Origin of the sequence: Natronogracilivirga saccharolytica (assembly GCF_017921895.1) — a bacterium.
Classification (GTDB): Bacteria; Bacteroidota; Rhodothermia; order Balneolales; family Natronogracilivirgulaceae; genus Natronogracilivirga; species Natronogracilivirga saccharolytica.
Map to the genome: position 1 here is coordinate 46,499 of NZ_JAFIDN010000003.1, position 13,457 is coordinate 59,955.

General features: G+C 50.5%; 16 protein-coding genes. 9 read left to right on the forward strand and 7 right to left on the reverse strand.

Features of this window, described 5'->3' with window-relative positions:
• Positions 1–37 precede the first annotated feature (37 nt).
• Genes NATSA_RS04625 through fliR form a run of 9 tightly spaced genes read left to right on the forward strand, consistent with a single transcriptional unit; the run spans position 38 to position 6,515 of the window.
• Positions 38–916, forward strand: coding sequence for a motility protein A (locus NATSA_RS04625; RefSeq protein WP_210510844.1), 879 nt, complete (start codon positions 38–40; stop codon positions 914–916).
• The gene (locus NATSA_RS04630; protein ID WP_210510845.1) at positions 880–1,620 is read left to right on the forward strand and encodes an OmpA/MotB family protein; all 741 of its coding nucleotides are present in this window, start codon (positions 880–882) and stop codon (positions 1,618–1,620) included. The genes NATSA_RS04625 and NATSA_RS04630 overlap by 37 nt, the downstream gene beginning before the upstream one ends.
• Positions 1,621–1,635: 15 nt before the next feature.
• Positions 1,636–2,133: a flagellar basal body-associated FliL family protein gene (locus NATSA_RS04635; RefSeq protein ID WP_210510846.1), complete on the forward strand. Its 498-nt coding sequence runs from the start codon at positions 1,636–1,638 to the stop codon at positions 2,131–2,133.
• 25 nt (positions 2,134–2,158) lie between these two features.
• Entirely contained in the window at positions 2,159–3,094 is a 936-nt protein-coding gene (locus tag NATSA_RS04640; protein WP_210510847.1) for a flagellar motor switch protein FliM, read from the forward strand.
• Complete coding sequence (gene fliN / locus NATSA_RS04645; protein WP_210510848.1) at positions 3,091–4,137, forward strand: flagellar motor switch protein FliN; 1,047 nt, start codon at positions 3,091–3,093, stop codon at positions 4,135–4,137. Before NATSA_RS04640 ends, fliN begins: the two co-directional genes overlap by 4 nt.
• Before the next feature lie 2 nt (positions 4,138–4,139).
• Positions 4,140–4,679, forward strand: coding sequence for a flagellar biosynthetic protein FliO (locus NATSA_RS04650; protein WP_210510849.1), 540 nt, complete (start codon positions 4,140–4,142; stop codon positions 4,677–4,679).
• Positions 4,676–5,368 (forward strand): flagellar type III secretion system pore protein FliP, encoded by a 693-nt coding sequence (gene fliP / locus NATSA_RS04655; RefSeq protein WP_210510850.1) that lies wholly within the window; start codon positions 4,676–4,678, stop codon positions 5,366–5,368. Before NATSA_RS04650 ends, fliP begins: the two co-directional genes overlap by 4 nt.
• Positions 5,369–5,406: 38 nt before the next feature.
• Positions 5,407–5,676, forward strand: coding sequence for a flagellar biosynthesis protein FliQ (fliQ, locus tag NATSA_RS04660; RefSeq protein WP_210510851.1), 270 nt, complete (start codon positions 5,407–5,409; stop codon positions 5,674–5,676).
• Positions 5,677–5,735: 59 nt separating this feature from the next.
• Positions 5,736–6,515, forward strand: a complete 780-nt coding sequence (fliR, locus tag NATSA_RS04665; protein WP_210510852.1) for a flagellar biosynthetic protein FliR — start codon at positions 5,736–5,738, stop codon at positions 6,513–6,515.
• A gap of 12 nt (positions 6,516–6,527) precedes the next feature.
• Here fliR and NATSA_RS04670 read toward each other — a convergent pair whose 3' ends face one another.
• The 7 genes from NATSA_RS04670 to flhB are packed head-to-tail and all read right to left on the reverse strand — an operon-like array spanning position 6,528 to position 13,451.
• Entirely contained in the window at positions 6,528–6,776 is a 249-nt protein-coding gene (locus NATSA_RS04670) for a hypothetical protein (protein ID WP_210510853.1), read from the reverse strand.
• Positions 6,777–6,790: 14 nt separating this feature from the next.
• Positions 6,791–7,546 carry a sigma-70 family RNA polymerase sigma factor gene (locus NATSA_RS04675; RefSeq protein ID WP_210510854.1) on the reverse strand — a complete coding sequence of 252 codons (756 nt, stop codon included), beginning with the start codon at positions 7,544–7,546 and terminating at the stop codon, positions 6,791–6,793.
• Positions 7,547–7,549: 3 nt separating this feature from the next.
• Positions 7,550–7,804, reverse strand: coding sequence for a hypothetical protein (locus tag NATSA_RS04680; RefSeq protein WP_210510855.1), 255 nt, complete (start codon positions 7,802–7,804; stop codon positions 7,550–7,552).
• 14 nt (positions 7,805–7,818) lie between these two features.
• Complete coding sequence (locus NATSA_RS04685; RefSeq protein ID WP_210510856.1) at positions 7,819–8,625, reverse strand: MinD/ParA family ATP-binding protein; 807 nt, start codon at positions 8,623–8,625, stop codon at positions 7,819–7,821.
• Between the two features lie 13 nt (positions 8,626–8,638).
• A complete protein-coding gene (locus NATSA_RS04690) occupies positions 8,639–10,267 on the reverse strand; it encodes a hypothetical protein (protein ID WP_210510857.1) in 1,629 nt (542 codons plus the stop codon).
• Complete coding sequence (flhA, locus tag NATSA_RS04695) at positions 10,264–12,369, reverse strand: flagellar biosynthesis protein FlhA (protein ID WP_246481707.1); 2,106 nt, start codon at positions 12,367–12,369, stop codon at positions 10,264–10,266. The genes NATSA_RS04690 and flhA overlap by 4 nt, the downstream gene beginning before the upstream one ends.
• Positions 12,370–12,374: 5 nt before the next feature.
• Positions 12,375–13,451 (reverse strand): flagellar biosynthesis protein FlhB, encoded by a 1,077-nt coding sequence (flhB, locus tag NATSA_RS04700; protein WP_210510858.1) that lies wholly within the window; start codon positions 13,449–13,451, stop codon positions 12,375–12,377.
• Positions 13,452–13,457 lie beyond the last annotated feature (6 nt).

Here is a 13,457-nt window from a genome sequence, read left to right on the forward strand (position 1 = left end):
CCCTTCAGTTTCGGGGCAGACTGCCGATAACTCAGATATGTTAGATCGCTCGGCACTCATAGGATTTTTAGCTGGTTTCGGCCTTATCGCCGTCGCCATCGTCTCTCAGGGAGAGTTGATTGCGTTTGCCAGCACCTCCTCCTTCTTTATCGTATTTGGAGGTGTCATAGCTGCAACCATGGTCAATTACAGCTGGGACAACATCAGCGACAGCTTTAAGACCATATCCAGCATGATGAAAGCCCGGACTGTGGATTTGCGGACCGATGTGGAGCTGATGAACATGTTTGCCCGGAGGGCACGCAGAGGCGGACTAATTTCTCTTGACAAAGAAGTTGAATATATCGAAGACAACTTCCTGAAAAACGGCTTGCAGCTTGCCGTTGACGGTATTTCCAAGGGAAACCTGAATGCCATTCTTGATGATCAGATCAAAAGCAACGAACGGCGTGCGGAGATTTCCATAAACGTGCTCTATTCGATGGCTTCGTATGCTCCGGCTTTCGGAATGATCGGTACGGTTATCGGTATGATCCTGATGCTTCAGAATATTTCGGATCCGGAAAGTCTCGGCCGCGGTCTTTCGGTCGCTCTTTTGACCACGCTGTACGGCACCATCTCAGCGAACATGTTCTTCAATCCGCTCGCCGGAAAGCTTGAGTATCTGAGTGAACTTGACAACAACAGAAAGAGAATGTTCCATGTTGCCATCATGTCCATTGTTGAAGGGGAAAACCCGCGCATTATGGACAAAAAGATGCTCAACTACGTGGATCCCAAAGACCGCGCCACATATCTCCAGTTCCATGATGAAGTCCGGGTGACAAAGGAAAAAGAAGAGAAGCTCTATAAATACTGGCCTGAACAACAGAACAACTCATGGGACGATCTAAGAAGAACTCTGGAAACTGGCTGATGACCTACAGTGACATGGTCACGTTGCTGCTGGTCTTTTTCGTCGTTTTATATATGCTCACGCCAGGGGTCGACATGGACACCCTTCAGGAGTTTCTTCGCCGTTTTCAGGGGGGGACCGGAGTGCTGGATCAGCAGCAAACCGTGATCGACCGACGGTCGATGGACAGGGAAGAAGAGCTGAAGCAGGAGCGGATGGAGCGATGGCAGGCACTTGTAGATTTTATTGAAGACCGCCAGCTGGAAGATCATTTTGAAATTGACCTGATCCCCGAAGGTATCAGGATTACATTGAGCGAGTCGGTAACCTTCAACAGCGGATCATCACAGCTGCTGCCGGATGCGAGAAACATCCTGACAGAAATTGGAGAGCTTTTTTCCGACGATATCTACGAAACCGAAGTGCAGGGCCATACGGATAATGTACCTTTGAGGGAAAGTGCGTATTATAGGACGAACTGGGATCTGGGGGCGGCCCGTGCTGTTTCCGTAGTCCGTTTTATCAAGGATATTTCGGGCCTGGATCCGGATCGTTTCAAGGCAAGCAGCTACGGCGAATACCGTCCGATTGCTTCGAACGATACAGATAGCGGCAGAAGGACGAACCGCCGGGTGGAAATTTATGTCAGATATGACGACGAATACATTGACCTGACTGATCAGCTGCCAATCTGGGAGCGAAGTAGTGCAGTCGACAGAGAGTAACCCATACATACAATCATGCCTGCTGTCAGCAAGGATAACAAAAAAACAGATTCGCAAAATGCGACAGGTAAGCGGAGATCAAAATTTCTGCTTCCGGGAAAATATTTCCTTTTCGCATTGCTGTTTGCGGCGCAGGCCGGACTGGCATATTACCTTGTGGATGAATATTACGATGTGATCTATGAGCACACGCTCGGAAATATTTCGGAAGAAAAGGTCACCTACAAATTCGACGAGATCATTGCCAACCCCACTAATACCAACGCACAGCGCTTCCTCGTCGTCGAAATCGGCCTTGAATTGTCCTCAGGCAGGGATATTGAACGTATTCAGAGATACGAAATGGAGATAAAGGATCGTATCAACGAGGTGCTTTCATCCAAGCAGGTAAACGAACTTATCAGATATGACGGGCGGCAGGAACTCCGGCGCGAACTTGCCGGAGAAATAAATCGGGTTATCGGTTCACATTCGGTACGCAATTTGTATTTCACCAAGTATGTAATGCAATGATGTGTGTTAACCGATGTGAATATTTATGGATTCCAACCATCCGAGAACAGCTCCGCGGCGGAAAAAATACGTAGAGCCTTACGATTTCAAGCATCCCAAGCTCTTCAGCAAGGAGATCATGCGAACCCTGCGTACGCTTCACGAAGTGTTCGCGCGCAACCTGAGCCGGGTTTTCAGTTCCGCCCTCCGCACCAAGGTGGATGTCAAACTGATGCAGATCGACCAGCTTGCTACCAGCGAGTTTGTCAGGCATATTGAAACCCCCAGCGCCATCTATGTGCTCAATGTGGAAGAGCTTGGTGGCGACATGGTTATGGTAATGAAACCCGGATTCTGCATTCATCTCGTGGAAAAGCAGAGCGGCGGCAGGGGACAGGGACTCGATGAGCACCGGATGCTGACCACCATAGAAGAGAAGATCATGTCCCGGATCATGAAAAATGTGAACCGGGAGATTATTGCGGCCTGGGAACCGATCATGAGCTTCAGGATCAGTTCATTTTCCTACGAAAGCAAACCGGAGAATGTGCATATGATATCTGCAGATCCTTCCATTGTTGCGGTGTTCCGCGTAGACCTGGGAGAGCAGAGTGTCGAGCTGAAAATATCATACCCGTACAGCCTGCTAAAGGAGTCGCTGAATGAGTCGGTTTTGCAGTCCGGAAGCCATTCGCGGCAGGCCAAGCTTTCCGAAGAGCAGCTGAAAGGATACGAACAGACCTTGAGCATGGCCAATATCCGGGTGCAGCCCCTTCTGGGCACAACAACTCTCACGATCGGCGAGCTTATGGACCTGGAGGAAGGTGATGCCATCGCTCTTAATCAGAAAACCGACCAGCCCCTGGAGGTCAGAATCCACGGTGTAAAGAAAATGATGGCGTATCCCGGTACCCGGGGCAACAAAAAAGCGGTAAAAATTTATCAAATACTGGAAGAAATTAACGAACAGGAATTATTATGAAACTGGAAAACATAAAATCCGAACTGGAACAGCACCTCCCGGATGTCGAGAAGTTTTTGACATCGGTTCTTCAGGAAGAGTCCAAAATTTCGATAGTTTCATCTGAAAATGTTGACCGGGACTCATTCCGGAAAGATCTCGGAAAAGAAGATATCTTTGTCTTCACAAGAGATGAGCAACTGAAAACGGATATCCTTCTTATTCTGGATCAGGAGTGGTTTGGACTGCTCTCCAGTATCATGATGGGTGTAGAGGAAAAGAAAAACAATGAGATTACCCGCGATCTGCTGAAAAAGTTTTCCGGCGAGCTCATTACCATGCTTCAGAAAAAGCTGAAAGTCAAAGAGATCGCCCTGAAGGTCAATGAAATCGAGGTACTGACAGCCAGACAGGTTGAAAAGCGGTTTAATCATACCGAATACTTTCACACCAAAATGGACGTGAGCGGCCTTGCAGACAATGACGTCCGGGCAGAAGTGATGATTGGTTATCCGGAACAAACGGAAAGCGCGCAGAAAGAAGAGGCATCCGGAAAAACGGAGGCCGGACAGACTGCGGAATCATCCGGCGATGCAAAGAAAACCCCGTTCAAATCCGGTCAGGAGACTGGCAAGGCTGCTGACCAGCAGAAAAAAGCAGGCGGGAAGGACTTCACCGAAATGGACCCGGACAAAATGGGTGACCGGGAGCAGCCCGGAAGAGAAGTGGACGAGTCGGAAGTCATTTCAGGACGCCGGGTGGAATTTGACGATTTTGACAATGGCGGGTCTTCCGGAAACGGCCATTCACACAGCATGGCATTGCTCAAGGACGTGGAGATGGAAGTATCTGTCCAGCTCGGACAGATAGAGATGCCGCTGGGCAAGGTGCTTCAGCTTTCAAAAGGATCTATTATTGAGCTGGACAAACTTGCGGGTGAACCGGTGGACATCCTTGTAAACGGTTCAAAAATTGCACACGGAGAGGTTATTGTCATTGATGAACACTTCGGTGTCAGGATATCCAATCTTATCACCACCCGGGAAAGAATTGCCGGCCTGTAATAATGGATATCAAACAGTACATACCATCCGGTGATCCCAAAAAAGTACTCGGGACGGTTGTCTCTGTTTCCGTAGTGCTGCTGGTAGTCTGGCTGTTCATGGTCTCCCGCATGGAGTACCGGTCGGAATCCGGCACAAATAACTACTCTCAGGAACATCAGGACAGCGTTACGGCCATTATGGCGGAAAACAATCCGGGTCAGAGCCCGGGAGACCGCGAGTCGTCCCGCATTTTCATGAATGCCCTGACAACCTTTGTTGTCCTGATCGTACTGCTCGGGCTTGTCTGGTGGTGGTCACGCAAAAAAACGGGATTCAGCTTGTCAGGGAAGTATTTTCGCGACATAGGCCAGCACACCGTGGCGCCCGGAAGCCAGCTGAAAATCCTTGAAGTGAACGACGAAATCTGGATCCTTGGAATCAGCTCAGGAGCTGTCCGGCTTCTGCACCGGTATTCAAAAGAAGAGTGGAAAGAATCCAGCCCGTCCGAACCGAAGTCCGGTGACCGGAGTTTTTACAACATGTTCAGCGGTAAGTCATGATTTTTTCCGTATTAGCACAGGCACTGCCCCAGATGGATCTTACGATAGGCGGCGAGGCCGAGGATTTTTCGCTTGCCATACAGGCCCTGATACTGATAACAGTACTGTCATTTGGTCCTGCTTTCATTACGATGATGACCAGTTTCACCCGCATCATTGTCGTATTTTTCTTTCTCAGGATGGGCCTGGGTACGCAGCAGTCCCCACCCAATCAGGTGTTGATCGGCCTTGCGCTGTTCCTGACTATTTTCATCATGATGCCGACGTTCAATGCGGTAAATGAGCAGGCGATACAGCCCTACGTCAATGAGGAAATGACCCAGGCGGAAGCATTGACAGAAGCGGCGGTCCCGCTCAAGGAATTCATGGTGCGTCAGACCCGTGAGCAGGACCTGCTCTTTTTCATGGACATGATGGATCTGGAACCGGCCGGCAGCGTCGCAGATATTCCGTTGTACGTGGTGGTGCCATCCTATGTCATCAGCGAACTGCGCATCGCATTTCAGATTGGGTTCATGATCTATCTGCCCTTTATGGTCATTGATCTTGTTGTGGCCTCCATTCTGCTATCGATGGGAATCATATTCCTTCCCCCGGTGCTGGTATCGCTGCCGTTCAAGATTCTCGTATTTGTTCTGACCGACGGCTGGTATCTGCTGGTCCAGTCCATGGTACGCAGCTTCAATTAGTTCAGAAATATCCCGGATTACATTTAAATCAGGTTGTCATGAACACAGAAACAGGTATCTACTGGGTGCAGGAAGCACTGACTACGGCAGTGGTGCTTGCCGGGCCCGTACTGCTCGGTGCCCTTTTGATCGGATTGTCGATTGCCATATTTCAGGCGGCCACTTCCATCCAGGAGATGACCCTGAGCTACGTTCCCAAAATGGTTGTGGTGGTCATCATTCTTTTTTTTCTGTTCGGATTCATGCTTCAGTATGCCGTCGGATTCACAGAGCGGATATTTGATTTCATCCCCAATATCGCACAGTAAAGTTTCTGCTGACCCGGCAGGCAGTGCATGAAAGAAACCAATGAAGCCCGGACCTGCTGATGGACCTGTTTACAATTGAATATATCACAGCGGCTTTTCTGATCTTTGTCAGGGTCAGCAGCATGATGATGACCGCCCCTTTCTTCAGTACGGCGGTCTTCCCCGTGCAGGTCAAAATATTTTTTGCACTGGTCACCAGTGTGCTGCTCTATCCCGTTATCCCCGCACAAAATGTCATGCTCGACGTGGATACCACTTTTGTGGAGCTGTTGTTCATCATCATACAGGAAATACTGATTGGTGTGGCACTCGGCCTGGTCGGGCAGCTGATTTTTGCCGCACTGGAGCTGAGCGGAAGTCTTATAAGCATTCAGGCTGCCCTTCGTTTTGCAAATGTTGTGGATACCATGAGCCAGCAGCAGACGGCGGTGGTCAGCAACATATTCAGCATGCTGGCGATCATTTATTTTCTGGTTATCGAGGGGGACAAGGTCTACATCATGGCACTGGCCCGGAGTTTTGAAACGGTCCCGGTAAGCACAGCGCAGCTCACGGAGGCATCGCCGATATTTATCCAGATGGCGACACGCCTTTTCATAAACGGCGTTCAGATCGCATCACCGTTTTTGATAGTTTTCTTCATGCTCAATCTCTCATTTGCGATCTTTGCACGCATAATGCCGCAGGCAAACATCTTCTTCATTGCCCTGCCGGTCAAGGTGGGTGTGGGACTGATCATGCTCGTGCTGATCGTCCCCTATCTTCCGGTAGCCTTTGATATGCTGTTCCAGAGCATGTTCGACTATCTCTCAAGAGTACTGGACCTGATTGCACCGTAAGAAATACTGTGCTTACACTTTCAGATCAAGCTGATCTCCGACTCCATCTTCAGATGATGGCGGCCGGGGCTGTTTTTTTTCCACAGGAGGTCGTGAAATGCCGGTTCTGGGTTTTCTGAAGCAGGGTTTTCCTTTCAGCGGGAAAGGCGGGCGCTCCTCGTCCTCCTTCTGGCGTTTCTTTTTCAGAAGCTGAGATTCCCGTTTCTTACGATGTATCTCCGGTATTTTTGCCAGTTCCGCAATGCGTGAGATGGAGGTCATGGTCGGTATCCGGTTTAGCGCGTAAGCTCCGGTTTAAGATCGCTTTTCAGTTCGATAAGCAATTTGCCTACAATCTGTGAAATACGCGCCTCCGAAAGCCCCAGTAAAACAGCGATTTCACTCAGGGTCATATCCTCAAAATAGTAGAGGGTCAGGATAAGTCGTTCGCGTTCGGGCAATTTTCCGATTTTGTCACGCAGTTTGATGATCATGGCATCCTGAAGCATGCCGCTGTCAGGCTGCTCACTGTCAGGATCGGGCATTGTGTCGTACATGGACCCGTCCTCACTGTCAAAACGCGAATCAAGTGACAATGCATTGCGCTGCTGCACGCTGCTGAGCATCATGCGGTAATCTTCCAGCGAAATGTCCAGCTCGGCAGCGACCTCCTCGTCTTCCGGAACCCGGCCCAGTTTCTGGGACATCTGATCGATAATGTCCTGTGCCCGTCCGTAGTTTGTTCGCTGAATACGCGGCAGCTGGTCCACCTTCCGGAGATAGTCAATGACATTGCCCCGGATACGGTAGTAGGCATAAGTATTGAACTGGATTTTTTTACTGCAGTCGTAACTGTCCAGCGCCTGGATCAAACCTGTGATGGCGGCGCTTTCAAGGTCTTCATCCTGCGTGAGCGGATGGTCCGGTTTCCTGATTTTTCCGATGATACTCCGCAACAGGGGCATGGATTTGCTGATAATCGCATTTCTGAGCCCTTCGGCAGGTTCCTGGCAATAGGAATCAACAAGTTCCTGTAAAGAAAGATCACCCATATCTTATACCTTTTTTCGGGTTTTGACCTCGCTGTTCTTCCCGCCGCTTTCATTTTCGGCAGCAGCAGCTGAGGAAGAAGGTTCGTTTTGGCCGGTTTCCCTGATGATGTTGATAAAAAAGATGCTTACATAGATGGCCGCAAACAGCATCAGAAAGACAAGTACACTGCGGTACAAAGCCTGATCAATCTGCTGGCCGCCCATCAGCAGCAATGCAAAGAGGAGCAATGATATGGCAGTAATCAACCGTAATAACATGGCGTTTCCTCAAATTATTCGTGACTCAATGATCCGGATCCCTGTGGTGCCAGCTGTTCGGGAATGCCGTTCATGATATTGTGGGAAATAAATTCAAGCTCTTTCAGAATCTCTGAACGTGGCACTGCCCTGGTAAGCGGAATCTGCTTTTGAACCGATTTTCGCACCTCTTCGCTGGCCGGAATGAATCCGAGATAACTGACCTGCTGTTTCATGAAATACTGCAGGATGGTATTGAAGCGGTTGTGAATACCCTCGGCCGACTCTTCGTTTTCAGCAAAATTCACCACACTTGCGAACGGATATGTCGGATCAATGCTCAATACATATTTGCAAAAGCGATATACATCCGAAATGGCCGTTGGTTCATTAACAAGAATGATCATCCCCATATTGGCACGATCCAGTGCCCAGAGGCTAAGCTCTCCGGAACCGGCCGGTGTGTCGATGAAAATGAAATCAAACTGCTCCGACATTGCCGCCAGGACCTGATCCATCGCATCAAGAAGCAGCTCAAGATTTTGCTCCATATTTCCCGGCCTGTCGGATCCGGTCACCAGTGTCAGCCCGTCACAGTCATGCGGCAGATCCTCAAGTCCGCACTCTCCCTGAATCCATTGCATTACGGTGGCATCCACCTGCTCATTCAGCAGCGTAGCACAGTTGGATAATCCCAGGTCGGCATCAATGATGGCAACCGAATATCCCATGTTTTTCAGCGTGTCGGCAATATTTACCGTAGCCATACTTTTTCCGACGCCGCCTTTTCCGCTGACCGTTGTCAGTATGTAGGGCTGATGTATATGTTTGTGATTGCTCATAGCATTAGGTTAATCAGGTATCTTGCAAAACTTGTTGTGTAAACCATGCCGGACTGAATTCTGAGAGGCCGCCCGGTATGGCTGCCCCTCTGCTCATGAACCGGGACCCGCAGCCCATTTCCTGCATGAACGGGATGACCGGTCCCCATTGCGAAACTTCATCCAGATGGGTCAGTGCCACATAATCAGGCTGAAGCGGATGGTGTATGTTGCCGGATTCACGGAAATAGTACCTATTCAGCGCTGCGTTGATCACATAGTGAACTTCAAGCGGTGTCACTGCGGCAAGCAGCTGCCTGATTTTCCAGTACTCGCGGAACGAGCGCTCCTGCTCAACAGGGATGGATGGTGAATCAAACAGCACATGATCAAACTCCTTCCACTCTTCCAGGTATCCGTTCACATCGGCATTGCTGCCGATTTTGTAGAATGTGATGTTCTGATCTTTGCAGAAAGGCTCCAGAATGGTGTAGTAGGGCTGATCCTGCCGGTTTTGCGGCATGATGGAAACCACAGCCACCTTTTTGTCAGACATGAATTCCGGATGCTGTACCAGTTTCATGATCAGGGAAGTCTTGCCCGATCCGGATGGTCCGGCAAACAGCACAAAAGGCGCAAGCGGATCATTGCTGCTCCCCTTCAGGGCATTGCGGATAATGGATGATAAGCCTGCCATGAATTGCTCCGTTTCCTGATCCGGGTCGATACCGGTCTCGATTATCTCCCTGAACCATCGTGCGATTACCGTTGGCTTGATTCCGGTCTGAACAAGCTGCTGAAATGCCGGATGGGAGGCATAGTCGAGATTGGAAGAAATCAGCGCCGAATCAAGCAGTGATTCCAGTTTGTCAAATCGTTTGTGAAGCGCGGTGATCTCCCGCTGATTGTTTGCAGCTGTCGGTTGTCCGGCAGCCGGGGAACCCGATGCTCCGCCCCCTGCAGCGCCGGATGCCTGGAAACGTCCGGACAGTTTCGGCTCATCATAGTCAAAAATGGTTGACTTGAGCTTGCCGGACTGGCCGTTGGTTGCCGCTGATGATGTTTTGGCCTCTTCACCTGAATCGGCCTGCTGCGTCTGTCCGGCTTCTGCAGCCGTTTCACTGTTCTGAATGGAATTGAAAAAGCGGCCTTTCATGGCACCCGGCTTGAAACGGGTTTTTCCGGACCGGGAAGATGAATCCTGATTCTGTTCTTCCCGCGTTGCATATTCGCGCAGTGTCTTGAGATTGCTGCTCACCGGCTTGCTGTTTTCTGCTGATTTATTTCTTTCTGCTGATTTATTGACCTCTGCTGACTTGCTGCTCCGGAAGGATGTTTTCTTTTCGGAAGCACCGGCTTGCTGCAAGGATTCGCCGGCAGAATCACTTTCCGGCATATTCCTTCGCTGAGCGGATGATGTAAGCGCATCGCGCCGTTTGTAGAACACATTTCTGAAAGGAGTTTCCTCTGATGCGGTATTCTTTTCCTCCGGCTGTTTCTTTTTTGCTGCGGCAATGGCTTCATCCACCAGTACAGTGACACCGGCGTCGTTTTTTTCATCAGCATGAAAGGACTCAAGGATGACAATATCGTCGCCGTACATCTGACGTGCGCTTTTCTTTGCCACCTCTATCGTTTTCCCAAAAAATTTCTTAAGCATCATGCGGGATTCGGTTCTTGCAGTTCATTTTGTTTGAGGCTGATCCGGTCAAATGTCTTTATTTGTACATCGGGACTGACATCATTGTAGGACAGTACACTTACTTCAGGCAAAATTGGTACCAAAAAATCGTAAATCGTCGGACGAAGTACCGGGGAGGTGAGTACGACCGGATCAAGTCCCTGACGGATCATCTTTTCAAGAATTCCGGATGCCGTTGTGTAGAGCTCTTCAACTGTCTTCGGAGTGAAGCCAAGCGTGTTGGAGTTGAGCAGTCCCTGCTGCGCCTGGCCGATTAGATGCGATTCCAGCTGAGATGCCAGCACAACAACCTGTATTTCATTGTCACCCGATTTGAATTGTCCCGTGATGGTTTCAGACAGCGAAGCTCTGCAATACTCCGTAAGCACATCGGTATTCTTGGTTTGGCTGCTGTGGTCCGCCAGTGTTTCGAGAATGGTGTTCAGATCCCTGACAGGTACCCGTTCACGCAGCAGCCGCTTGATCACCTTTTGCACATCGCCGATTTTCAGCACGTCCGGAATCAGCTCTTCCACAAGCGCCGGGGCGTACTCCTTGAGGTTGTCAACCAGGCGCTGGCTCATCTGCCGGTCCACAAGCTTGTAGGCATTCTTTTTCAGAAGCTCCATGAGATGAGTGGTAATAACGGCGCCGGCCTCGATCACAGAAAGACCATATTTTTCCGCCTGTGACTTGTTTTTTCCGCTGATCCAGATGGCATCCATGCCGAAAGTGGGGTCCTTCGTCTTGATTCCCTGCAGGTCGGGCTTGAAGTCGGCGGGAAGCAGCGCCAGATGGTAGCCGGGCAGCAACTCCCCTTCGCCCTGAATGATGCCGCGCATTTTGATGGTGTAGTGGTTGGCATCCAGCTGTACATTATCGCGGATGCGTATGGGCGGGATGATAATCCCCAGCTCGGCGGCCAGCTGTTTTCTGAGTGATGACATCCGCTCCAGCAAATCCCCCCCCTGCTCGGCCTCCACCATGGGGATAAGGCTGTAGCCGATTTCCAGCTCCAGCGTATCCAGAAGCAGGTAGTCTTCAACGCGGTCTTCCTTGTTGTTCTTCTGAACCTTGTTGCCGTTTCGCTGGGCTTCGGCTTTCTCTTCTTCCTGACGGTTATGCTTTTTGTAGGCAATGAACAGCAGGATGCCGCCGAGAACCCAGAACGGGAGCAAGGGCAGACCGGGAAGGATACCGATAAACAGAACAAACGCGGCTCCGATAGACACCGTTTTCGGGTTTCCAAGAAGCTGGGAGGTGATTTCATCACTCAGATTGCCTTCGGAAGCGGCGCGAGAAACGATGATACCCGCAGCTGTCGATACCAGCAGGGCGGGAATCTGGGACACAAGTCCGTCACCGATGGTCAGCAGCGTATACACCTGTGCGGCCTCGCCCAGCGACATGCCCTGCTGCAGTGTTCCGACAATGAGTCCGCCTATAATATTGATAAAGGTGATCAGCAGCGCGGCAATGACATCCCCCCGGACAAACTTGCTCGCACCGTCCATCGCGCCGTAAAAATCAGCTTCGTTGGCGATATCCTCCCTGCGCTTTTTGGCTTCCTGATCGGTAATGAGTCCGGCATTGAGGTCGGCATCGATGGCCATCTGCTTGCCCGGCATGGCATCCAGGGTAAAGCGAGCGGCCACCTCGGCAATCCGGGTGGCACCCTTGGTAATAACCACAAAATTGATGATGATCAGCACCGAAAAGATGATGATCCCGATGACGAAATTGCCCTGAACCATGAATCCGCCGAAGGACTGAATCAGCTCACCGGCGTAGGCATCGTTCAGGATCAGGCGCGTAGTCGCCACGTTCAGCGAGAGCCGGAAAAGCGTCAGGATCAGCAGCATGCCCGGGAAAACGGCGAATTCCAGCGGTTTGAGCGTATAAAAGGCAACCAGCAGCACAACCAGCGACAGCGAGACACTCATGGCCAGGAACAGGTCCACCACGCCGGCAGGCACGGGAAGGATCATGATCATCAGAATGATGATGATGCTGGATGAGATCAGCACATCAGTTCTGAGGAACATCTTCTTCAGCTGGTCGCCAGTGATGTTTAGTCCGGCCATTTAATTCAGTTGTGCGATTTGTTTTTGAGTTTGTATACGTACGCCAGAATTTCGGCTACGGCCCGGTAAAGGTCGGCGGGTATGTATTCATCTTCCTCCGCCGAGGCAAAAAGTGCCTGGGCAACCGGTTTGTTTTCTACAATTGGTATGCCATAATGTTCGGCAAGTTCGCGAATCCGCAAAGCTTTTTTCCTCTGACCCTTGGCCATGACGATCGGCGCCTCATTTTCTTCGGGGTCATACTGCAATGCGATGGCATAATGGGTAGGGTTGGTTACCACGACATCCGACTGGAGTACCGAGTGATCCATGCGGCGCTTGTTGCGCATGGACATGGCCGCCTTCCGGCGCTGACTTTTGATATGCGGGTCTCCCTCCATCTGCTTGTGCTCATCCTTGACCTCCTGCTTGGTCATACGCAGATCCTTGTGATGCTGAAACCGCTGATAAATGGCATCTACGATGGAAAGAATGAACAGTGCGGCCAGTATGCGGGTGACGAACATCAGAAGGTAGGAACCCGATTCATCAAGCGTGTATCCGAGCGGCATAACGGAGAACTGAAGAAAATGGTCGACGTCGTTGCGGACGGTGAAATAGATCACAACAGTCACGATAAAGAGTTTGGCGAATCCCTTGACCAGTTCCATGAACCCCTTCATCGAAAAGATGCGCTTGAATCCGCTGGCGGGACTGATTTTGCTGGCTTTTGGCTTGATCGCCTTGGTGGAGAACACGCCGCCCGTCTGAGCAAGGTTTACAAGAAGCGCCGTGATGAGCAGGATCAGCATCAGCGGCATGATCATTTCCATTCCAAACCACAGGGCGTTTTCAAGGTGGCTGATGGCCTGCTGCTCGTTGTCCACCGGGGCGGCGGCATTCATGAAAAATGTTTCGAACATCGTTTCCAGACGGCTGTACATAAATCCGCCGGAATATAGAAGCATAACGATCGCTATGAACATCAGAACAACAGAGGAGACCTCTTTGCTGATGCTGACATTGCCTTCTTCCCGCGCCTTTTCGAGTTTGCGGGCCGTTGGTTCCTCGGTTTTTTCCTGATCGTTTTTCTTCTGTGACATATATAT

Bases quoted from the DNA above. Each gene is read 5' to 3' on its own strand.
- NATSA_RS04625 (WP_210510844.1), top strand. From the start codon at position 38: ATGTTAGATCGCTCGGCACTCATAGGATTTTTAGCTGGTTTCGGCCTT.
- fliR (WP_210510852.1), top strand. From the start codon at position 5,736: ATGGACCTGTTTACAATTGAATATATCACAGCGGCTTTTCTGATCTTT.
- fliP (WP_210510850.1), top strand. From the start codon at position 4,676: ATGATTTTTTCCGTATTAGCACAGGCACTGCCCCAGATGGATCTTACG.
- NATSA_RS04680 (WP_210510855.1), bottom strand. From the start codon at position 7,804: ATGTTATTACGGTTGATTACTGCCATATCATTGCTCCTCTTTGCATTG.
- NATSA_RS04635 (WP_210510846.1), top strand. From the start codon at position 1,636: ATGCCTGCTGTCAGCAAGGATAACAAAAAAACAGATTCGCAAAATGCG.
- NATSA_RS04650 (WP_210510849.1), top strand. From the start codon at position 4,140: ATGGATATCAAACAGTACATACCATCCGGTGATCCCAAAAAAGTACTC.
- NATSA_RS04685 (WP_210510856.1), bottom strand. From the start codon at position 8,625: ATGAGCAATCACAAACATATACATCAGCCCTACATACTGACAACGGTC.
- NATSA_RS04690 (WP_210510857.1), bottom strand. From the start codon at position 10,267: ATGATGCTTAAGAAATTTTTTGGGAAAACGATAGAGGTGGCAAAGAAA.
- fliQ (WP_210510851.1), top strand. From the start codon at position 5,407: ATGAACACAGAAACAGGTATCTACTGGGTGCAGGAAGCACTGACTACG.
- flhA (WP_246481707.1), bottom strand. From the start codon at position 12,369: ATGGCCGGACTAAACATCACTGGCGACCAGCTGAAGAAGATGTTCCTC.
- NATSA_RS04675 (WP_210510854.1), bottom strand. From the start codon at position 7,546: ATGGGTGATCTTTCTTTACAGGAACTTGTTGATTCCTATTGCCAGGAA.
- NATSA_RS04640 (WP_210510847.1), top strand. From the start codon at position 2,159: ATGGATTCCAACCATCCGAGAACAGCTCCGCGGCGGAAAAAATACGTA.
- NATSA_RS04670 (WP_210510853.1), bottom strand. From the start codon at position 6,776: ATGACCTCCATCTCACGCATTGCGGAACTGGCAAAAATACCGGAGATA.
- flhB (WP_210510858.1), bottom strand. From the start codon at position 13,451: ATGTCACAGAAGAAAAACGATCAGGAAAAAACCGAGGAACCAACGGCC.
- NATSA_RS04630 (WP_210510845.1), top strand. From the start codon at position 880: ATGGGACGATCTAAGAAGAACTCTGGAAACTGGCTGATGACCTACAGT.
- fliN (WP_210510848.1), top strand. From the start codon at position 3,091: ATGAAACTGGAAAACATAAAATCCGAACTGGAACAGCACCTCCCGGAT.